Genomic DNA, 20,689 nt, shown 5'->3' with positions numbered 1-20,689 from the left:
TAGCCTGTTGTCATGAACCGTGGCCACTCACGCGTACCCGCTCCGGCCGACCGGAGCACCTGCTCGGTCCTGCCCGGCACCGGAGAGAGCCTGGACGATCTCCTGGTGCAGATCGCCGAGGGCAGCCGGACGGCGTTCGCCCGGCTGTACGACCACACCGCTCCCCTCGTCTTCGCCGCCGCCGTCGAGGCGACCTCGTCGCCGACGGCGGCCGAGGAACGGGTCGCGGCGTCGTACGTACGGATCTGGAAGTCGGCCGCTGCCTACCGGCCCGGACCCGACGCCATCTCCTGGATCCTGCACCAGACCCGGGGCGGCGACGGCTGACCGCGCTCGCGCCGGGGTACCGGCGGGACATCACCGGTCCGTGGCAGTACGCCCGTTCGGTCGTGGCGCGTACTCTCTACGAGTAGATGTCCGCCCGGTTCTCGCGCCAGGCTTCCCGCGCGCCCACAGCCCGGCACGAGCCCGTACGAGAACAGGAACCCGACGCCGTGAACAGCCTCAGCCCCACCTATGACGTCCTGCTGGTGGAGGACGATCCGGCCGACGCGCTGCTCATCGAGGAAGCCCTCCAGGAACACGGCATGGCCCGTTCCATCAACCAGGCGGAGGACGGCCTGGCGGCGCTCGAATACCTGCGGGACCCCGCGAACGCCCGTCCCGACCTCATCGTGCTGGACCTGAACATGCCGCGCATGAACGGCCGGGAGCTGCTGGAGGTGCTCAAGGACGACCAGCGGCTGCTGACCATCCCGGTCGTGGTCCTGACCACCTCGGGCGCCCCCGACGACGTACGCGCGGCCTACGACCGGCACGCGAACGCCTATGTCGTCAAGCCGCTCCACCTGGACGACTTCACCCGGGCCGTGCGGAGCATCGACGCGTTCTTCCTGGAGACCGCGGTCCAGGCGCCGCAGGGCTGAACCCGCGTCATCCGCCGGAGCCGCCCGCCGAGCCGCCCGGGGGCGCGGGCGGGCCGGTGTCTACGATGTCGCCATGAGACGGCCACCGCACGGCGAGGCCCGGACCTCCTGGGTACGGGTCCTGCCGCCGTTGGTGCTCGCGGTGGTGGCCGGCCTCCTGGCGATGCACGGGCTGGCTCCGGCCACCGCCCCCCTGCCGCACCCGGCCGCCGGGGCGGCGCTCGCCCATGACGCGGCGGCCGGCGCTCCTCGGTGCGCGGAACCGGATCACCGGGACGGCGGTCACGCGGAACACGCGGACGCCACCTGCGCGGCGACGGGCACCAGCGGCGGTCCCGTACTGCCGTCCGCCCTCACCCCCGGGCCGCTCCCGGACACGGACCGGGCGGCGGCGACGGGGCCCGGCGCTCCGGCCGGGCGCGGCGACCGCGCTCCGCCGTCACTGAGCCGACTCCAACTCCTGCGCATATAGGCGCGCCTCGCGGCCTGCCGCGCCCGCAAGGGGCCGGTGGCCGCGTTCGGCATGCCCTATCAGCCACGTACACGCGCTCACGCGCGTACACGCACAGGAGTCGACTCACCATGACGTCATACCGTTCGAAGGGCCGCCGGGCCGTCCTCGCCCCGGCCGCCGTCTGCGCCGCGCTCGTCCTCGCCGGCTGCGGGAGCCAGGACAGCGGGTCCGCCGGGCACTCCGCCCACGACGGCGTCTCGCCGGCCGCCGCCGCCCCGTCCGCCGCCCCGTCCGCCGTGTCGGCGCACAACGCCGCCGACGTGTCCTTCGCCCGGGACATGATCCCGCACCACCGGCAGGCGGTGGAGATGGCCGACCTCGCCGCCACCCGGGCCTCGTCCGCCGAGGTGAGGAAGCTCGCGTCCGAGGTCAGGAAGGCCCAGGCCCCGGAGATCAGGACCCTCTCCGGCTGGCTCACCGCCTGGGGCGAGCCGGCCCCGGCGCGGGACGCGGCGGATCACTCCGGCCACACCATGCCCGGCATGATGGGCGACGGCGACATGTCGGCGCTGGAGAAGTCGTCCGGCGCCGCGTTCGACACCGCGTTCCTGAAACTGATGACCGAGCACCACGAGGGCGCCGTCGCGATGGCCAGGACCGAGGTGGCCGAAGGGGCCCACCGGGGCGCCAAGGACATGGCGGAAAGCGTCATCTCCTCCCAGACGGCGGAGATCACCCGGATGAGGACACTGGTGCGGGGATAGCCGACGGCCCGTCGGCGCGGTCGGGCCAGGACTCGGCCTCGCCGTCGGGCGGCACCCATGTCGGGGATGCCTGCCCCACGGCGGGGCACATCCTCCGGACGGGCCGCAGGACCACACTCCCCGCCGGACCGGCGACGGTCACCGTGACCCTTGCCGCGCCGGGGTCCCCGACGATGTGGGCGGCGAACGCGGTGCAGCCGAGCTGCCGTGCGGCGAGGGGGCCGAGGCGCTCGCGGTACGGCACCTCGATGGTGATCTCGTCGCCCTTCACGACCGTGCGCGGGAAGTCGCCGGCCGGGGTCGGACCGGGCAGTTCCGTGGTCAGCCCGGCGCGTGTCTCCTGCGCCGTCGGTCCCTCGAACGCCAGCGCGACGGCCTCGGCGACATTGAACGGCGCGCCCTCGCCGGTGCGGAGCACCGGAATCAGCTCGCCGCGCAGGACGAGGTAGACGGGTATCTCGACGCGCACCCCGGTCGCCGGTTCCCCGACCTGGACGACGCCGGTACTGGGGATCCGGCAGCCGGAGAGCAGGGTGAGCGCGGTGATCAGCAGCGCGGCCGCCCGTGCGGCGCGCACCGGCCTCCGGGGTGTCATACGGTCCCCTCCTGCTCGCCGGGGCCGGTGGGCGGGGTGCCCACCGCGCCGACCGGGATGTCCACGGTGAAGACGGCGCCGCCCTCCGGACGGTTCGCCGCCCGCAGGGTGCCCCCGTGCAGCCGGACGTTCTCCATCGCGATGGCGAGGCCGAGACCGCTGCCCTCGGTACGGGTACGGGCCGTGTCCGACTTGTAGAAGCGCTCGAAGACGTACGGCAGCACATCCGGCGGGATGCCGGGGCCGTGGTCCGCGACCTCCACGACGGCGCGTCCCGTCGCGCCGCCCGCCTCACCCGCCTCACCCGTCCCGCCCGGCTCCCCGGGCGCCGCGTACAGCCGTACCCGTACGGGCGGAGCGCCGTGCCGCAGCGCGTTGGCGACCAGATTGGCGATCACCACGTCGAGGCGGCGGGGATCGGCCCGTACCCGCAGGGCGTCGGGGGGAGGCAGCTCGGTCTCCACGGTGTCGGTCCAGCCCCGGGAGGCGAGGGTGCGCCGCAGCGACTCGGCGAGGTCGATCTCGTCGGAGCGCAGTTCGGCGGCTCCGGCGTCGAAGCGGGAGACCTCCATGAGGTCGTCCACCAGCCGGGAGAGTTTCACGGTCTCCTGGCTGATGAGCCGGACGGCGGTGGCGGTGTCCGGGTCGAGGTGGCGCGCGTCCTCGTCCAGGACCTCGGTCACCGCCGACATGGCGGCCAGGGGCGTACGGAGTTCGTGCGAGACATCGGCGGCGAAGGCGCGGGCGCGGGCCTCCATCCGGCGCAGTTCGGCGACGGAGCGGTCGAGCGCGGAGGCGGTCTCGTTGAAGGTCTGCGAGAGATCGGCGAGTTCGTCGGAGCCGTGCACCGCGAGCCGGGTGTCGAAGCGGCCCTCCGCCATGCTTCCCGCGGCGCGGCGCAGCTCCCGTACGGGGCGCAGCACGCCGCGCGCGGCGAGCAGCGCGAGGACGACGGCGAGGCCGAGGCCGGGCAGGACGGCGCGCTGGACGGCCGAGACCAGCGCGTCGACGTACGCCTGTTCTTCGCTCTGCGGGACGACCAGGAAGACGGCGAGCCCGGAGAGCCGGCGCTCTTGGCCCTCGTAGCGGGCGGTGTCGGAGGCGTAGGTGACCGGCAGGCCGACGACCAGGACGGTGCGCGTGCCCTTGCCGACCCGCTGGAAGACGGTGACGGGCCGTTCGGCCGTCGCCCGTTCCAGCTCGGGGGTGAGTTCGGAGAAGGCGTCCCCCGGTACCGAGGTGGCGCGCAGTCCCCGGTAGGTGGCCAGTACCCGCCATCCCTGGGAGCGGCCGACCCGGGCCACATCGACGGCGAACGCGTCCATCGTGGCCTGGTTCTGCGGAGAGCCGAACCCGGGGGCGACGGTGTTGACATGGTCGCGGAACTGTTTGACGACCGTGTCCTGGCTCTGCTTGAGCACCCCCGTGCGCGCCTCCCGGAAGGTCAGCGCGCCGGTGGTGAGGGTGCCGGCCACCGCGACCAGGGTGAAGGCGACGACGAGCCGGACCCGCAGCCCGCTGATCCGGGGGAAGATCCGAGGGAGGGTCCGGGGAATCCGGCGGAGGATCGCGGGGCGGTCGCGGGGCTCGGTCATGCGGCCCTGAACCGGTATCCGAAGCCGCGCACGGTGAGGATGTAGTGCGGCGCTCCCGGGGGTTCGGACATCTTCAGGCGCAGCCGCTTCACGCAGGCGTCCACCAGCCGGATGTCGCCGTGGTAGCTGTGTTCCCAGACCGCTTCGAGGAGCTGCTGACGGCTGAAGACCTGTCCCGGGGAGGCCGAAAGGGTCAGCAACAGGCGCATTTCGGAGAGGGCGAGCGCCACCGGCTCGCCCCGCAGGGTGATGTCCAGACCCGCCCGGTCGATGGTCAGCTCGTCGTGCGTCTCGACGCGCGGTGTGCCGGTGTCGGGGCCGCCGATCCTGCGGAGCACCGCGCGGATCCGGGCTTCGAGGACGCGCGCCTGGACGGGTTTGACGACGTAGTCGTCGGCTCCGGCCTCCAGCCCGACGATGACGTCCACGTCGTCGCCGCGCGCGGTGGCCATGATGATCGGCACCTGCCCGCCGGACCTGATCCTGCGGCAGACGTCGAGGCCGCTCATCCCCGGCAGCATCAGATCGAGCACCACGACATCGGGCCGGAAGGACCACAGCCGCTCCAGCCCCTCCTCGCCCGTGGCGACGGCGGCGACGTCATGGCCCTGACGGCGCAGGGCCAGTTGCACGCCCTCACGTACGGCGGGGTCGTCTTCGATGAGCAGGACACGTGGCATGTGCACAGTATCCGCAGGGCCCGTCGGCCGGATTCCCCCGGACGGGTCCCCGCCGGGAACTGTTACGGGACGATCATATTGACGTGGCGGCCCCGGCCACCGACCCCACTCGTGACAGTTCCGTTACCTTCTGGTCCAGGTTTGATCACACGACGGCTCCAGCCTCGACCTCCATGACACACCGCACGCCCCCTTCCCCACCGGACCGTCGGCGCCGCCGCGGCAGTCGCCGCGGTCGCCGCTCCAGGGCCTCCGCGCACCGCGGGCCCACCCGTGGCGGGCTGCTCCTGGCGGGCTCCTTCGCGGTGATCGCGCTGACGGCGGTCGGATACGTGGCGATGGCGGGCGCGGAACGGAGCGACGCCTCGTCCGTCGAGACCTCAGCGCGGGAGAGCGGGGACGGCAAGGCGCCGAGCGCCCCGGCCTCGCGCCGTCCGGAGACCGGCGAGGCGTCCCCGGACGAGCCGTCCGTCCAAGGCTCGGCCCCGGCCGACCGGTCCACGCCCGCCTCCCCCTCGGCATCGCCCTCCTCCTCCGCCTCCTCCGGCGGCTCCGTCCGGGAGAAGGACATCCCGGCATCGGGATCGGGCACGTTCACCACGGCTGCCGGCGGCGGCACGAAGACCGGGAAGGGCGGCGGGAAGGTGCTGCGCTACGAGGTCTCCGTCGAGGACGGTCTCCAGCTCTCCGCCGCCGGGGTGGCGAAGGAGGTGGAGCGGATCCTCGCCGACCCCCGGGGCTGGACGGCCGACGGGACGTCGGCGTTCCAGCGCGTGTCGGGCGGCCCGGCCGACTTCGTCGTGAAGGTGGCGACTCCCGGCACCGTGGACGAGATCTGCGGACAGTACGGTCTGGACACCGGCGGCGAGGTCAACTGCAACGTCGGCGACCAGGTGATGGTGAATCTCAAGCGGTGGCTGCTGGCCACCGAGTTCTACGCCAAGGACATTTCGCAGTACCGCGCGCTGATCATCAACCACGAGGTGGGGCACTATCTCGGGCACGGCCACCAGACCTGTCCCGGTCCCGGGCGGCCGGCCCCGGCGATGATGCAGCAGATCAAGGGGTTGCACGGCTGTGTAATCAACGCCTGGCCCTACGACGCGAGCGGGAAGGCCATCACCGGACCCGCGGTGCCGTGAACCGCGGTGCCGTGATCCGTCAGCTGCCGACGGGGATGACCATGTCGGGCCGGTCCCACATCACGGCCGGCGGCCTGGCGGCCTCCGTGCCGGTCCGTACCGCGCCCATTCCCCGGTAGAAGCCCTCGGCGGGCGGATGCGAGAGCACCCGGACGGAATCGATCCCGGCCGCGCGCGCCCGCTCCCTCATGTGCCCGATGAGCAGACGTCCCGTCCCCAGGCCCTGGGCGTCGTTGGCGACGAACATGAGGTCGAGTTCGGGCGGGTCGAGCAGGAGGGCGTAGAAGCCGAGGACCCGGCCGTCGGCGGCCACCGCGACGAAGACCTGATGGGCCTCGATGTAGTCGGGCCCCACCCGGTATCCGGCGACCATGGGGGCGTACGGGCCTTCGTAGGCGCGGGACGTCCGGACGAGGCGGGTCAGCCGCTTGGCGTCCCGCGCGGTCGCGCGCCTGATCGCCACGACGGGGGTACGGTCCCGCACGCCCGCTCCGGTACGTCGCGAAGTCATCCGGCGAGTATCACCCGGGCTCGGGGGTGCCCCGCAACCCCAGTGGCCGCCGCGCCCCCCGCGGCCGCAGCGGCTGCCGGGACGTCGGCAGGTCGCGCACGCGCCGCAGCGGGGAGAAGAGCAGGATCAGCGCCGCGAGCGGGACCCCGGCCGTCATGATCCACATCGCGGGCCGCAGGCCCAGCAGAGTGCCGAGCGAGCCGGCGAGGACGGCTCCGAGCGGGATCGTGCCGTAGTTCAGGAACGCGGCGCTCGCGGTGAGCCGGCCGAGCAGCTCCGGTGGGCAGTACCGCTGCTGGAAGGTCGCCCTGACGACGTTCGCCGCCACGATGCCCGCCGAGACGCAGCCGCCGCCGATCACGCAGAAGAGGAGCCCGGCGCCGCCGGACGTGAGCGGTATGAGGAGCGCGAAGGCGGGCAGCCCCAGCGCGAAGAGAAGTGTCGCGCGGGCCGTGCCGGTCCTGGCGGCGACCCGGCGCGCGAGGAAGGCGCCGAGCACTCCCCCTGCACCCCCGGCCGCGACGAGCACGCCGACCGGCCCGGGGGCCAGCCCGACGCCCCGCACCAGGAAGACGACGAGGATCGACTGATAGCCCATCAGGGCCAGGTTGGCGGCGGCGCCGTAGAGCGTCAGCGTCCGCAGCCAGGGGTCTCCGGCGACCAGCCGCAGCCCTTCGCCGACTTCACCGGCCAGTGCTCCGGGACGGCGTCGGGCGGGAGCGACCCGGGGCTCGCGATGGCGGATGCCCGCCAGGCAGAGGAGGGACACGAGGAAGGTGGCGGCATTGACGAACATCCCGTTCACCGCGCCCGCCACCTGGGCCAGCAGGCCGCCCGAGCCGAGCCCGGCGATCTGGGCGGCGGACGCGCTGCCGTGCAGTTTCGCGTTGCCCTCCGGCTGGTCCTCGGGGGTCAGCAGGGCGGCCAGATAGGCGGTGTACGCGGTCTGGAAGAACACCCCCGCCGTCCCCGTGAGCAGGGCGACCGCCAGCAGGAGTCCGATGCTCAGCAGGCCCGCGCGGTCGGCCAGCGGGACGGCCGCGAACAGGACGAGGGAGACCGCGGCGGCGGCCAGCATGACCGGCCGGCGCCGCATCTGGTCCACCCAGGCACCGACCGGGAGCCCGACGACCAGCCAGGGCAGCCAGGAGGCCGCGGTCAGCAGACCGACCTCGAACGGCTCGGCGTCCAGCCGGGAGACGGCGATCAGCGGCATCGTCACGCCGGTGACCGAGGCGCCGAACCGGCCGGCCGTCTCGCCGCACCACAACAGCCGGAAATCACGGTGGCGCCGCAGCAGCCCTCCCCGCGCGCGTCGGTTCTCCTCCCGGCTCATGATCCGGCGCGCCCGTGGCGCGGGAACGACTGGAGCTGGACGACGACGGGCAGCGCTCCGGGCTCCGGGTCGGCGTCGGCGGCCGGGGTGTGGCGGGCGATGACGGCCGCCAGTTCCTCGTTCAGCGCGCCGAGTTGATCGGGCGTCAGCCGCAGGTCGCTCCAGTCGCCGATCGTGCCGACGCTGCGCCACCTTTCGTCCCACTCGTCGTTGAGGTAGGTCATGACGCGGTTGAAGTACTGGCCCACCAGCTCGTGGGTGAAGACGGAGACGGCACCCCGGGCCTCCGGGTCGTCGAGGAAGTCGCCGGTGTTCAGCACGTTCTTGGCCTCGGCCGCCTTCCACCAGCGCTCGCGTTTGGTGCCGCGCCCCGTCTCCTCCTCGATGAAGCCGTGTTCGGCCAGGTGGCGCAGGTGCCAGCTGACCGTCCCGGTGTTCTGGCCGAGGCGCTCGGCGAGCAGGGTGGAGGTGGCCGGGCCGTCGAGTCTGAGCAGTTCGAAGATGCTCATCCGCAGTGGATGGGCCAGTCCCCGCAGGCTGTTGGCGTCGAGGTGGCGGGTGGGCCGGCCGGGGCGCGCCGCGCTCGCCGGTCCGTTGTCCGGTTCTTCAGGCATACGGACACCCTATGTTGCAGAGACTCCTCTGCATAGGTGTCTCTGCAAAGAAAACCCCGCACGGAATCCCGGGCGGAACCACCCTCAGGACCCCGTACGGCGCGCCATTCGGCGGCATCCGGCCTTATTGGCATGAACCTGGCGACGCGTCACCATGGAATCGCGTCACCCCGCTCCCCCCCACCGCTCCTCCCCCCACGGCTACCTCATCCGGGAGACCCCCTTGGAAGCCCAGAGCCCCATCCCGTCCCGCCGTACGCTGCTGCGCTCCGGGGCGTATCTCGGCGCCGCCGCGCTCGGCCTCGCCGCCACCGCCCCCACCGCCGCGCGGGCCGCCGGCCGGGCGGCCGTCGCGTATCCGCCCACGCACTGGATCCCCGCCTCGGCCTCCAACTACACGGTGTCCAGCCGCCCGACGGCCTATCCGGTCGACTTCGTCGTCATCCATGTGACGCAGGAGACCTTCCCGGACGCGATGAAGATCTTCCAGGACCCCGCCAAGAAGGTCTCCGCGCACTACATGGTGGCCTCGGCCGACGGCTACATCGGCCAGTTCGTGCGGGAGAAGGACGTCGCCTGGCACGCGGGCAACTGGGACTACAACACCCGCGGCATCGGCATCGAGCACGAGGGCTGGGTGGACCGGCCCGAGTACTTCACGGACGCGCTGTACTCCGCGTCCGCCGCCCTCACCGCCGCCGTCTGCGACCGGTACGGCATTCCCCGCACCCGTCAGCGCGTCATCGGCCACAGTGAGGTCCCCGGCGCGACCCACACCGACCCCGGCCCCCTCTGGGACTGGGACCGCTACCTCCGGCTCGTCAAGACTCAGCCCGTCACGCGGACATGATCGACCGTCAGCGGCTCGAAGGCGATACGGGTCGTTGACCCGTCGTCCGACCACCGCACCTCTGCCGTGTCCCCCGCCACGCTCACCTCGCTCACCGCACCGGCCAGCGGAGCGGCGTCGGATTCCCCGGTGAGCGAGGCGAGGGCCACCAGGAGCGTGCTGCCCCCGGCCTCCCCGGTGAGCCGGGGGACGACGGCCCAGCGGGTGAAGGCCGTGCCCTGCGGGGCCCGTACCTCGTCGGCGGACTGCCAGCCGTGCAGGGGGTGCAGGGCGGACCGCACCTCCTCGTCCGGACCGGTCGCCCAGCCCGTCTGCCGCACCAGCGCCCCGGGCGGAGCGCCCAGCACCCGGTGCGCCCGCAGTTCGTACCTGCCGCGCACCACCGTGACGCTCTCCACCCGCAGCCCCGGCACCATGGGCGCGCCCGTGCCGAAGACCGGACGGTGCCAGGAGGCGGCCCACCCCCAGCCGTCGCCGCCACCCGCGCCCAGCGGGCGGATACGGCGGCGGTCGCTGAGGCCGCCCGCGATCTCCACGGCGAGATGGTTGTCGGCGACGTTCGCCACGGCGGTCGGGCCGGTGCGGGTCGAGTAGGCGTGCCGGCTGTAGTGCGGATCGTCCCGTACCCCCGCCTCCCCCTCGTGCGGGCGGATGTGGTCGCTGCCGTGGTTGTGCAGCCGGACGATCCCGTCGGCCCGGGTGGAGTGCACGAGCAGTCCGGGCGCGGACAGCGCGAGCACCCGGTCGGGGCCCTCACTGGGCGCGGGCTCCTCGGGGGCCGTCCACAGCGGATCGCCCTCGGGGGCGAGCAGCGCGACGAACGCCTTGGAGGCCCAGTACGGCGAGGCGGGGCCCGAGTAGTGCTGGAGCGTCGCATCGTGCGGGCCGTGCCAGCCGAGGCTGAGCAGCCCGTCCGTACCGGTGGCGCCCCGGTCGAGGAAGTAGCGCAGCGATCCGTTCACCAGCCGCCGGGAGACGCCGGCCGGCAGGGGGGTGTGTCCGGTGACGGCGCCCAGCGCGACCGCGGCGCCGGCCGCGAACCGGTAGGTCAGCGAGCGGCCGAAGTGGATCGGCGCGCCGTCGGCGCCGAACAGCAGGGAGAAGCTCTCCAGGTGTTCGCGCAGCCGGGCGCCGTAGTGCGCGGACAGCTCCGTGTCCCCGGCCAGATGCGCGTCGAGTACGGGATAGAGGTGCAGGGCCCAGCCGTTGTAGTGGTCGAAGGCGCGGCTGTCGCCGTCGGCGTACCAGCCCTGCCCCCGGTACCAGCCCTCCAGCAGGTCGAGCGCCCGCTCCCTGGCGCGCGCGGTCTCCGCGTCGCCGCGGCCCACCGACTCCAGGAAGCCGGCCACCGAGTAGGGGAACAGATACCAGTTGTTGGGCGCCGGGGTGTGCCGCAGGGAGCCGCGCAGCCACTCCTCGGCGCGGTCCTGGACACCGGAGTCGAGCCGGTCCCAGAGCCAGGGCGCGGTCAGCCGCAGCCCGATGGCGACGGAGGCGGACTCGACCATGGGCTGGCCCTGTACGTGGTGGTCGAGGATCAGCGGCCAGGACTCGGTGTCGTCCCGTCCCGGGGTACGGGTACCGGCCGCCAGCCCGTCCGCGTACCGCTCCAGCCAGCCGTGCGGGTCCTTGCCGCCCGCGCCCGCCACCCGGAAGCCGGCGGCGAGGAACGTGCGGGCGTAACCCTCCAGGCCGTCCGAGCGCACGCCGGAGCCCGAGGGCCGTCCCGGCAGGTCGAGCAGGGCGCTGCCGGGGGTGGCCCACTGCCAGGCGGCGCGCAGCAGACCGTCAGCGGCGGCCTCCCAGTGCGCCCGGGTGTAGCCGGTGTGCGGGCTGAGCGCCCGGTCCTCGGCGGGGAGTTCGAGGGGGGAGGGAGTGGTGGAGGGAGAGGTCATGCGAGGAATGCCATCCTTTCGCGGGGTACGGGATGGGCGAAGCCGTCGCCGGCCGCCCAGCGGGTGACCTCGTCGACGGCCAGTTCGGCAAGCCGTCGAAGCTCATTGCCCTGGGATCCCGCGAGATGCGGTGTGATGAGCGCGTTGTCGCACTCCCACAGCGGGTGGTCGGGGGGCAGGACGTCGGGTTCCGTCACATCGAGTACGGCCCGCACGCGCCGCGCCCTGAGCACGTCGACCAGGGCGTCCTGGTCGACGACGGCGCCGCGCGCGGTGTTGATGAGCACGCTGTCGTGACGCATCGAGGTGAGCAGTTCGCGGCTGACGAGCCCCCGGGTGGCGGGCAGCAGTGGCGTGTGGACGCTGACCACGTCGGCCAGCTCGAACAGTTCGCCGAGGCCGACGGGGCGGACGCCGAGCGCGGCGGCCTCCTCGTCGGGGACGTACGGGTCGTGCAGCAGCACCTGGAAGTCGTAGGGGCGCAGCAGTTCGATGACGCGCCGGCCGATCAGCGAGGCGGAGAGGATGCCCACGGTACGGCCGTAGTTGCCGGTGTCCGCTGTGGTGAGCAGCGACTCCTCCCGGCGGCGCGCGGTGCGCAGTTCGTGGGCCCGCTCCAGGGCGCGCTTGCCGGAGAGCAGGATCATCGCGACGGTGTACTCGGCCACCGGCAGGGCGTTGGCGGCGGCCGCCGAGGAGACCTCGATGCCGCGTTCCCAGCACGCCTCGGTGATGTGGCCGCGTACCGTGCCCGCCGTGTGGACGACGGCGCGCAGCCGGGGCGCTGCCGCCAGCGCGACGGCGTCGAGGGGCGGGCAGCCCCAGCCGGTGACGAGGACCTCCACATCGGCGAGTACGGCGCGGGCCCGGTCGGTGGTGAAGTCGTCGAGTACGGGCGGTGGTCGGAGGTCGCAGACAGCGCCGAGGGCGGTCATGGCGCCGGGGCCGAGGACGGCCGCCGCCGCGTCCGGCGCCATGGCGAGGGCGGCGCGCGGCCGGGGGCGCGGCCGGCGGTCTGCGGTCGCTGTGGTGTCCATGGAACTCCTGGTACGAGGGTGGGGGGTGGTCCGTCGGTGCGGGTGCTACTTGACGGCTCCGGCGGTGAGGCCGGACTTCCAGAAGCGCTGGAGCAGGGCGAAGGCGAGGATGAGCGGAACGACGGCGAGCAGCGACCCCATGATCACCACCGGGTAGTACTCGGGCGAGACGGTCGCGGCACTGTTCCAGGCGTAGAGGCCGAGGCTGACCGGATACAGGTCCTGGTCGGAGAGCATCACCATGGGGAGGAAGAAGTTGTTCCAGATGGCGGTGAGCTGGAAGAGGAACACGGTGACGAGGCCGGGGCCGAGCATCCGCAGGGAGACCCGTACGTAGGCGGTCAGTTCGCCGGCGCCGTCCACGCGCGCCGCTTCGAGTACCTCGTCGGGTACGTAGCCCTGGCTGAAGATCCGGCCGAGGTAGACGCCGAACGGGTTGAAGAGCACGGGGATGAAGACGGCCCAGAAGGTGTTGACGAGGCCGGTGCTGGACGCCAGCAGATAGAGCGGCAGCGCGAGGACGGTCTGCGGGACCATGACGGCGGCGAGGACCAGGCCGAAGAGCTTCTCCTTGTGGGGGAAGCCGTACTTGTCGAAGGCGTAACCGGCGGCGATCGAGATCAGGGCGCCGAGGGCGGCGCCGAGGACCGCGTACAGCAGGCTGTTGCCGTACCAGCGGGCGTACAGCCCGTCGTCCATGGCGAACAGGTCCTTGACGTTCTGCACGAAGGAGAAGCCGCCGGCGGAGAGCAGATCGCTGCTGAACAGGGCGTCACGGTTCTTGCCCGCCGCCAGCACCAGCCAGAGCACCGGCAGCAGGGTGTAGAGCACCGAGATGCCGACGACGAGGTTGACGACGGAGCGGCCGAGGAGACGCGGGCGCAGCGAGGCCGGTGTGGCGCGGGCGCCCGCGCCGGGCCGGGGGGTGCGCGCCGGGGTGCGCGGGGTGGTGCTCGTCGCGCTCATCGGGCGGCCTCCTCTTGGTCGTTGACGCGGCTGGTCCAGCGGGTGACGAAGTAGGAGAGGGCGACGGTGCAGATCAGCAGGACGACCGAGGCGGCGGCGGCCAGGCCGTAGTTGTTGCGGGTGAAGGCGGCGTCGTAGATGTACATGCTGGGCGAGAACCGTGCGCCGATCATCGGGGTGGACCAGCTGAGCAGCATGGGTTCGGTGAAGAGCTGGAGGGCGAAGATGAGGGTGAACATGGCGACCATCACGATGGAGGAGCGCACCAGCGGGGTCTTGACCTGGAGCGCGGTACGCACCGGACCGGCGCCGTCCACGACGGACGCTTCGATGACCTCGCGCGGTACGGCCTGGAGGGCGGCGTAGAAGATCACCATGTTGTAGCCGAGGTTGCTCCACAGCGCGATGTTCACGATGGACGGGAGCACGGTGTGGATGCCGAGGAAGTCGATCGTGATGTCGGCCTTGCCGAGCAGTTCGATGACCGGGCTGATGCCGGGTGTGTAGAGGTAGAGCCAGATGAGGGCGGCGATGATGCCGGGGATGGCGTGCGGCAGGAACAGGCCGAGCTGGGCCCACGCGCGCAGCCGCACCACCCCGGAGTCGAGCAGCAGCGCGAGCGCGAGGGCGCCGATCACGAGCAGCGGAATGTAGAACACGCAGTACAGGACGACGTTGCCGAGGCTGCCGAGAAAGGTCGGGTCGGTGAGCACGGCGGCGTAGCTGCGCAGTCCGACGAAGATGGTGCGGCTGGGGCCGAAGCCGAGTCCCGGGTGGTCCTCGCCGAAGAAGCTCAGCCGGACGGCGGTGGCGACGGGGATCAGGAAGACCGCGATCAGGAGGACGAAGAACGGGGCCATCAGGACGGCGCACGCGACGAGTTCGCGGCGCCGGGCCGACTTCCTGCCGCCGCGCGCGGCGGCGGGGTCCGCGGGTGCGCCGGTGGTGGCCGACGCGGCGGCGCCGCGCGGCGCCGGGCCCGCGGGGGCGGTGAGGGGGCCGGCCAGGGGCTTGCTCACGGGGTTGCTCATCGGGCGTCACCTGCCTCTCTGCTGCGGGGACGGTGGTGGCCGGGGCCGATCGGAGCCGGGGCGCGGGTCATGTGGTGTGCTCGGTGGTGGCGAGGCCGAGGGCCTTGAGGTCCGGCATGGTGCCGTCCTGTGCGGCGCGGGCGGCCGAGATCAGGGAGCCCTGTCCCCCGCTCACCCGGGCGAACCCGTCCTGCATGACCCGCTGGGTGGCGCTCGACCTGGGGCCCCACATCCAGCCGTCGCGGACCGTGTGCGCCTGCTCCTCGAAGAGGGTGTAGATGTCCTGCCCGTTGTAGTAGCCGCGGTCGAACGCGTCGCGGCCGACGGAGACCAGGGCGGGCGCTGCGGGGTACTGGCTGCTGGTTCCGCTGGAGAGCCGGGCGCGCAGCGCGTCGGGGTGGGAGATCTGCCATGCGATGAACTCCATGGCGGCCTCCGGGTGGCGGCAGTCCTTGGTGACCGCGAAGGTCGAGCCGCCGTGGGTGCCGACGGCGGGCCTGGCCTCGTCCCACTGCGGGAGCGGGGCGATGGCCCACTGGCCCTTCTGGCCGGGGCGGGCGTTCATCTGCGCGCCGGCGTCCCAGGCTCCGGTGAGCCGCGTGAGGACCAGGCCGTTGCCGATCTGGGCGTCGCTCTGGCGGCTGTTGACCGCGTTGGTGAAGACCAGGTCGTCGTCGATGAGGCGCTGCCAGTAGGCGGCGACGCGGCGGGTCGGCCGGTCGGCGAGCGAGACGTTCCAGGCGCCTCCCGAGGTGTCGAACCACTGGGCGCCGGCCTGCCAGGAGTACGCGGCGAACTGGGTGAAGCCGTCGGTGGGGAAGAGCACGAGACGGCGGTCCCTGGACTTGCGGCGCAGTTCCCTGGCGGTCGCCTCGAACTCCTCCCAGGTACGGGGGACGTCGAAGCCGTACTGCTGGAAGAGGTCGGCGCGGTAGTGCATCACCATCGGCTCGATGTCGAGCGGCAGGCTGAAGGTCCGCTTCTCGAAGGTGGTCAGCGCGAGCGCCTGCGGCAGCAGCTTCGCCCGCAGGGTGTCGCTGACCAGGCCGGTGATGTCCCGGGCGACACCGTCGATGGCGAAGCCGGGGACCTGGGGGTATTCGAGGGTGGCGACGTCCGGGGCGTTGCCGGCCCGGGCGGCGTTGCTGAGTTTCGCGTAGCCGCCCGAGTCCCCTCCGGGGATCTGCTGGAAGTCGACCTGGACGGTGTCATGGGTGCTGTTGAACGCGTTCACGACTTCCTGGCTGCCGCGCAGTGCGGACCAGAAGGTGATGCGTGTGGCTTTCCCGCCAGTTGTGCTGATCTTGCTCGCGCTGCCCGATCGGGTGTCCGCGCCACCCCCGGTGCAGGCGCTGAGCGCGCCTGCCAGGGGTAGCGCGGCGATCGAGGCAAGCACGGATCGACGGCTCTGTCGACCAGGCATGGGCGCCTCCCGCGGCTCCGGTGTGAGACACGAGGAATCCTGATCGGCTGATCGGTACTGGTCAATAGATCGCTCAGAAGAAAATCTAAGCGGTCAAACGCTCATACTTTTGAGGGGGTTGACCGGGCGGCCGGACCCGGGGTCCACGGCGCCGGCGGCGCCTGGGTCGATCCCCGCACCTTCAGCCCCGGCAGCACCTCGGTCCTGCGCACGGGCCCCGCGGCGCCCGCCGGTCCCGCCAGCCGGTGCAGCAGCAGTTCGGCCGCCGCCCGCCCGATCTCCGACTTCGGCGGGGCGACCGCGGTCAGCGGGGTGGTGCCCAGCGCGGCGACCACGTCGTCGTACGCCACCACGGAGCAGTCCTCCGGCACCCGCACCCCGTCCTCGGCGAGCCGCTGCACCAGCATCAGCGCGTCCACGTCGCCGTGCAGGACGGCGCAGGTGGCGCGGCGCTCGCGCAGGAGCCCCGCGAGGTCCAGCGCGGGCCGGGGCGGCGCGCCCTCCCCCGCCTCCGGCGACGCGCCCGGCGGTGGGCCCGGCACCGCGTCCGGGGAGCTGAGGACGACCGACCAGTCCTCCACCTCGGGCCTGGCGGCGGCGATCTCGGCGAAGGCGGCGCGGAGGGTGCGCGCGGTGGGGCTGTCGTCCCTGGCGGCCAGCACGATACGGCGGTGGCCGAGCCCGACCAGGTGGTCGACGGCGAGGTGGATCCCGTACCAGTGGTCGGAGCAGACCGTGTCGAGGGCGTGCAGCGCGCTGCCGGGCCGGGGCCTGCGCTCCATCAGCACGGTCGGCACGCCCACCTCGGCGAGCCAGCCGTAGTCCGCCTCCTCGGCCTGCGCGCTGCGCCATCGCGGGGCGATCAGCAGCCCGCGCGCGCCGCCCGCCAGCGCCGCTTCCACCAGGGGCCGCTCGGCGCCGACGGCCTGCGGCGCGATGTGCAGGGCGACGCGCACCCCGGCCTCCGCCAGCACCGTTCGGGCGCCGTGCAGCGTCTCGTACAGATACGAGTGACGCTCGGGCACCACCAGGGCGACCGGGTCGCCGTCCGGGGCCGGGCCTCCGGAGCGGGCGGCCGGGACGGCCGCCTCCGGTTGCGCGGCGCCGACCGGACGCACCACGCCGTGCCCGCGCCGCAGTCTTCCCTCCCTGGCCAGCTCCTCCACGTCCCGCCTGAGTGTGACCACCGAGACCTCCAGCTCGGCGGCGAGCGTGCTCACCTTGACGGATCCGCGCGCCTCGACCACCGCGAGGATCCGCTGCCGCCTGAGTTCGACCGGCTCTCGCATACTGTTCGGCCCCCTGCCGTACCGCTCTGTCGTATCGGACCGTCGTACCGTGCGCTTGTTCGTTTGAATGCTTCGAATGAGCGCTTTGAGCGGCAGCATAGCGATCACCTGGCGCGGAAAGGGTCATGTTTCCGCCCGGTCGTATCCCGTCCGGCCCGTTGACCTCTCCGTAACACGCCCTTACGGTTTCGGCGTTCGGGATCACAGATGACGTTCGACATACCGAACGCACCCCTCCGCCCCGAAAAGGGAGACTGCATGAGCCGCAGTGACGTCCCCGGCCGCCGACTGGTACTGAAGGGAGCGCTGGCCGCCGGTGCCCTGACAGCGCTGCCGGGTGTCGCCCACGCCGCCGCCCCTCCCGGCGCCGTCCCGGCCGCGGCGCCGGGTCCCGGGTACCGCAACCCGCTGGTCGAACAGCGCGCCGACCCGTACATCCACCGTCACCCGGACGGCACCTACTACTTCACGGCGACGGCGCCGGAGTACGACCGGATCATCCTGCGCCGCTCGCGCACCCTGGCGGGGCTGGCGAACGCCGAGGAGTCGGTGATCTGGAAGAAGCACACGAGCGGGGACATGGGCGCCCACATCTGGGCGCCCGAGCTGCACCACATCGACGGGAAGTGGTACATCTACTTCGCCGCCGGGCGCACGGACGACGTGTGGAAGATCCGGATGTGGGTGCTGGAGAACGACAGCCCCGACCCGTTCCTGGGCACCTGGCGGGAGAAGGGGCGGATCGCCACCGCCTGGGACACCTTCTCGCTGGACGCCACCACCTTCACCCACCGCGGCACCCGCTATCTCGCCTGGGCGCAGTACGAGCCGGGGATGGACAACAACACCGGTGTGTTCCTCTCCGCCATGGCGAACCCCTGGACCCTGAAGGGTCCTCAGATCAGGCTCACCACACCCGAGTTCGACTGGGAGTGCGTCGGGTACCGGGTCAACGAGGGGCCGGCCGTCATCCAGCGGAACGGGCGCGTCTTCCTCTCGTACTCGGCGAGCGCCACCGACCACCACTACTGCGTCGGGCTGCTGAGCGCGGACACCCGCGCCGATCTGCTCGACCCGGCGTCCTGGACGAAGTCCGCCACCCCGGTCCTCACCAGCAGTGACACCACAGGACAGTACGGCCCGGGGCACAACTCCTTCACGGTGGCGGAGGACGGCAGGACCGATGTCCTCGTCTATCACGCCCGGCGGTACAAGGAGATCAGCGGCGACCCGCTGAACGACCCCAACCGGCACACCCGGATCCAGGAGCTGGGCTGGAAGCGGGACGGCACCCCCGACTTCGGCGTCCCGGTGGCGGACGCGCCGGCCACGGACACCGGCACCGCGACGACGCGGTACACGATGACGGCCTTCACCAACTCCAGCGAATCCAACATGTACGTGTACGAGTCGGCCGACGCGCTCGCCTACACACTGCTCAAGGGGCCGGCCTACACCCCGCCCTCCGGGCTGATCCGCGACCCGAGCCTGATCCGGCACACCGACGGCTACTACTACATCGTGTACACGACCGACTGGACCGGGAACACGATCGGGATCGCCCGCAGCGGGGACCGTACGACCTGGCAGTTCGTCACGCGGCACACGCTCGCGGTGAGCGGGCTCGCCCGTACCTGGGCACCCGAGTGGTTCGTGGACGCGGACGGCAGTGTGCATGTCGTGGTCTCCCTCGACACCACGAACAACTACACCTTCCGGCCGCATCTGCTCACCGCGACCGACGCGTCCCTGACCCGCTGGACCACCCCGCGGCCGGTGGCGGGGCTGGACGGGTCCAACTACATCGACACCTTCGTGGTGCGGCACGGCGGCAAGTACCACGCCATCACCAAGCAGGAGACCACCAAGTACCTGGAGCACGCCGTCGCCGACCGGCTCGCGGGCCCGTACACCTTCACCGGCACCGGCGACTGGGCGGGCTGGGGCAGCTGGCGCGAGGGGCCCGCGCTCGTCCGGCTGGACAACGGCGCCTGGCGGATCTACTTCGACGGCTACGCCGAGCAGAAGTACTACTACAGCGACAGTCTCGACGGGCTGAACACCTGGACCCCGATCCGGCAGCTGCCCGGACTCTCCGGTTTCGCCCGCCACTTCACGGTGCTGAAGGAGAGTGTCTGACATGCGCCGGATACGTGCGCTGCTGCTCGCGTTCTGCGTCGGGGCCGCGACCCTGCTGGGGGTGCCCGGCACGGCGCGGGCCGCCGGACCCGTGACCGTCCTCAGCGGCACCCAGTTCACCGACACCACGGGCGCGTTGGTGCACGCCCACGGTGGCGGGGTCATCAAGGTCGGCGACTGGTACTACTGGTTCGGCGAGAACCGCAACGCGGACAACACCTTCCGCTACGTCTCCGCGTACCGCTCCTCGGACCTCAGGAACTGGGAGTTCCGCAACCATGTCCTGACCCAGGCCACCGCCCCCGAGCTGGCCACCGCCAACATCGAGCGGCCCAAGGTGGTCTACAACGCGGCGACCGGGCAGTTCGTGATGTGGATGCACAAGGAGAGCGCCACGGACTACAGCGAGGCGCGGGCCGCCGTGGCCACCTCCTCGACGGTCGACGGCAACTACTCCTGGAAGGGCAGCTTCCGGCCGCTCGACACCCACATGTCGCGCGACATCACCCTGTTCACCGACACGGACGGCACCGGCTACATGGTCTCGGCCGCCCGGGAGAACTACGACCTCCAGATCTACCGGCTGACCGCCGACTACACCGCCATCGCCGCCCTGGTCGCCAACCCCTGGCCCGGCGGCCACCGCGAGGCGCCCGCGCTGTTCAAGCGGGGCGGCGTGTACTTCATGCTGACGTCCGGCGCCACGGGCTGGAGCGCCAACCAGCAGCAGTACGCGACCGCCACCTCGCTCGCCGGGCCGTGGAGCGCGATGCGGAACGTGGGCGACTCCACCACGTACAACTCCCAGACGGCGTACGTCCTCCCGGTCCAGGGCACCTCGACGACGTCGTACCTCTATCTGGGCGACCGGTGGGGCAACTCCTTCGGCAGGACGGTCAACGACTCGCGGTACGTGTGGCTCCCGCTGGCCTTCCCGACCAGCACCACCATGACCATGGACTGGTACCCGGAGATCACCATCGACACCGGGACGGGCACGGTCTCCGGCTCCGGCGGCCCCTACGAGTCGCTGACCGCCCGGCACAGCGGCAAGTGCGCCGACGTCCCCGGCCAGTCGATCCTCGACAACGTCGCCGTCACCCAGTACACCTGCAACGGCGGCGGCAACCAGCGGTTCTGGTTCAGGAACACCGGTGACGGATACGTCCAGTTGATGGGCCGTCAGAGTTCGCTCTGTCTGACGGAGGCGGCCTCCGAGGTGCAGCAGCGGGCCTGTGGCACGGCGAGCGAGCAGCAGTGGAGGGTGACCACGACCGCCGGATACGTCACCCTGGCCTCCCGCGCCAGTGGGAAGTGCCTCGACGTCACCGGCGCGTCCACCGCCGATTCGGCCAGGATCATCACGTACGCCTGCTCCGGGGCGACCAACCAGCAGTGGAGCCGCTCCGGTTGAGCGAGGGACCGCCCTCGCCGCCGGGCGG

General features: G+C 72.2%; 20 protein-coding genes. 8 read left to right on the top strand and 12 right to left on the bottom strand.

Annotated elements, in window-relative coordinates:
* The first annotated feature begins 12 nt into the window (after window positions 1-12).
* The 4 genes from OG627_RS32840 (at window position 13) to OG627_RS32825 (ending at window position 2,144) form a co-directional block, all read left to right on the top strand.
* A complete protein-coding gene (locus tag OG627_RS32840) occupies window positions 13-327 on the top strand; it encodes a hypothetical protein (RefSeq protein ID WP_329071391.1) in 315 nt (104 codons plus the stop codon).
* A 167-nt stretch (window positions 328-494) separates the two neighbouring features.
* Window positions 495-926 (top strand): response regulator, encoded by a 432-nt coding sequence (locus OG627_RS32835; RefSeq protein ID WP_329071389.1) that lies wholly within the window; start codon window positions 495-497, stop codon window positions 924-926.
* 73 nt (window positions 927-999) lie between these two features.
* Window positions 1,000-1,398, top strand: a complete 399-nt coding sequence (locus OG627_RS32830; RefSeq protein WP_329071388.1) for a DUF6153 family protein — start codon at window positions 1,000-1,002, stop codon at window positions 1,396-1,398.
* A gap of 110 nt (window positions 1,399-1,508) precedes the next feature.
* The gene (locus tag OG627_RS32825; RefSeq protein ID WP_329071386.1) at window positions 1,509-2,144 is read left to right on the top strand and encodes a DUF305 domain-containing protein; all 636 of its coding nucleotides are present in this window, start codon (window positions 1,509-1,511) and stop codon (window positions 2,142-2,144) included.
* Here the strand turns inward: OG627_RS32825 and OG627_RS32820 are convergent.
* From OG627_RS32820 to OG627_RS32810, 3 genes are read right to left on the bottom strand one after another with little or no spacing between them, the layout of a single operon-like run.
* Window positions 2,113-2,739: a hypothetical protein gene (locus OG627_RS32820; protein ID WP_329071384.1), complete on the bottom strand. Its 627-nt coding sequence runs from the start codon at window positions 2,737-2,739 to the stop codon at window positions 2,113-2,115. The genes OG627_RS32825 and OG627_RS32820 overlap by 32 nt on opposite strands.
* Entirely contained in the window at window positions 2,736-4,334 is a 1,599-nt protein-coding gene (locus OG627_RS32815) for a sensor histidine kinase (protein WP_329071382.1), read from the bottom strand. The genes OG627_RS32820 and OG627_RS32815 overlap by 4 nt, the downstream gene beginning before the upstream one ends.
* The gene (locus tag OG627_RS32810) at window positions 4,331-5,014 is read right to left on the bottom strand and encodes a response regulator transcription factor (protein WP_329071381.1); all 684 of its coding nucleotides are present in this window, start codon (window positions 5,012-5,014) and stop codon (window positions 4,331-4,333) included. Before OG627_RS32810 ends, OG627_RS32815 begins: the two co-directional genes overlap by 4 nt.
* A 173-nt stretch (window positions 5,015-5,187) precedes the next feature.
* On the opposite strand from OG627_RS32810, the gene OG627_RS32805 reads away from it, so the two are divergent.
* Complete coding sequence (locus OG627_RS32805; protein ID WP_329071379.1) at window positions 5,188-6,156, top strand: DUF3152 domain-containing protein; 969 nt, start codon at window positions 5,188-5,190, stop codon at window positions 6,154-6,156.
* A gap of 19 nt (window positions 6,157-6,175) precedes the next feature.
* Here OG627_RS32805 and OG627_RS32800 read toward each other — a convergent pair whose 3' ends face one another.
* Genes OG627_RS32800 through OG627_RS32790 form a run of 3 tightly spaced genes read right to left on the bottom strand, consistent with a single transcriptional unit; the run spans window position 6,176 to window position 8,617 of the window.
* Window positions 6,176-6,667 carry a GNAT family N-acetyltransferase gene (locus OG627_RS32800; RefSeq protein WP_329071377.1) on the bottom strand — a complete coding sequence of 164 codons (492 nt, stop codon included), beginning with the start codon at window positions 6,665-6,667 and terminating at the stop codon, window positions 6,176-6,178.
* Window positions 6,668-6,677: 10 nt separating this feature from the next.
* Window positions 6,678-8,003 (bottom strand): MFS transporter, encoded by a 1,326-nt coding sequence (locus OG627_RS32795; RefSeq protein WP_329071375.1) that lies wholly within the window; start codon window positions 8,001-8,003, stop codon window positions 6,678-6,680.
* The gene (locus tag OG627_RS32790) at window positions 8,000-8,617 is read right to left on the bottom strand and encodes an ArsR/SmtB family transcription factor (RefSeq protein WP_329071373.1); all 618 of its coding nucleotides are present in this window, start codon (window positions 8,615-8,617) and stop codon (window positions 8,000-8,002) included. The genes OG627_RS32795 and OG627_RS32790 overlap by 4 nt, the downstream gene beginning before the upstream one ends.
* A 223-nt stretch (window positions 8,618-8,840) precedes the next feature.
* Between OG627_RS32790 and OG627_RS32785 the strand changes: the two genes are divergently transcribed.
* Window positions 8,841-9,467, top strand: a complete 627-nt coding sequence (locus OG627_RS32785; protein WP_443073586.1) for an N-acetylmuramoyl-L-alanine amidase — start codon at window positions 8,841-8,843, stop codon at window positions 9,465-9,467.
* On the opposite strand, the gene OG627_RS32780 is transcribed toward OG627_RS32785, so the two are convergent.
* From OG627_RS32780 to OG627_RS32755, 6 genes are all read right to left on the bottom strand, one after another.
* Window positions 9,446-11,362 (bottom strand): DUF2264 domain-containing protein, encoded by a 1,917-nt coding sequence (locus OG627_RS32780; protein ID WP_329071371.1) that lies wholly within the window; start codon window positions 11,360-11,362, stop codon window positions 9,446-9,448. The genes OG627_RS32785 and OG627_RS32780 overlap by 22 nt on opposite strands.
* Window positions 11,359-12,399 carry a hydroxyacid dehydrogenase gene (locus OG627_RS32775; protein WP_329071369.1) on the bottom strand — a complete coding sequence of 347 codons (1,041 nt, stop codon included), beginning with the start codon at window positions 12,397-12,399 and terminating at the stop codon, window positions 11,359-11,361. The genes OG627_RS32780 and OG627_RS32775 overlap by 4 nt, the downstream gene beginning before the upstream one ends.
* Window positions 12,400-12,444: 45 nt before the next feature.
* Complete coding sequence (locus OG627_RS32770; protein WP_329071367.1) at window positions 12,445-13,365, bottom strand: carbohydrate ABC transporter permease; 921 nt, start codon at window positions 13,363-13,365, stop codon at window positions 12,445-12,447.
* Window positions 13,362-14,396, bottom strand: coding sequence for a carbohydrate ABC transporter permease (locus tag OG627_RS32765; RefSeq protein ID WP_329071366.1), 1,035 nt, complete (start codon window positions 14,394-14,396; stop codon window positions 13,362-13,364). The genes OG627_RS32770 and OG627_RS32765 overlap by 4 nt, the downstream gene beginning before the upstream one ends.
* Window positions 14,397-14,463: 67 nt before the next feature.
* Window positions 14,464-15,819 (bottom strand): ABC transporter substrate-binding protein, encoded by a 1,356-nt coding sequence (locus OG627_RS32760; RefSeq protein WP_329071364.1) that lies wholly within the window; start codon window positions 15,817-15,819, stop codon window positions 14,464-14,466.
* Between the two features lie 101 nt (window positions 15,820-15,920).
* Complete coding sequence (locus OG627_RS32755) at window positions 15,921-17,108, bottom strand: substrate-binding domain-containing protein (RefSeq protein WP_329071362.1); 1,188 nt, start codon at window positions 17,106-17,108, stop codon at window positions 15,921-15,923.
* 258 nt (window positions 17,109-17,366) lie between these two features.
* Here OG627_RS32755 and OG627_RS32750 point away from each other — a divergent pair, with 258 nt between their 5' ends.
* Entirely contained in the window at window positions 17,367-19,247 is a 1,881-nt protein-coding gene (locus tag OG627_RS32750) for a family 43 glycosylhydrolase (protein ID WP_329071360.1), read from the top strand.
* A 1-nt stretch (window position 19,248) separates the two neighbouring features.
* Complete coding sequence (locus OG627_RS32745; RefSeq protein ID WP_329071358.1) at window positions 19,249-20,661, top strand: RICIN domain-containing protein; 1,413 nt, start codon at window positions 19,249-19,251, stop codon at window positions 20,659-20,661.
* Window positions 20,662-20,689: the final 28 nt, after the last annotated feature.

It is taken from the genome of Streptomyces sp. NBC_01429, assembly GCF_036231945.1.
Lineage (GTDB): Bacteria > Actinomycetota > Actinomycetes > Streptomycetales > Streptomycetaceae > Streptomyces.
This window is presented reverse-complemented; position numbering and strand designations above follow the sequence as displayed.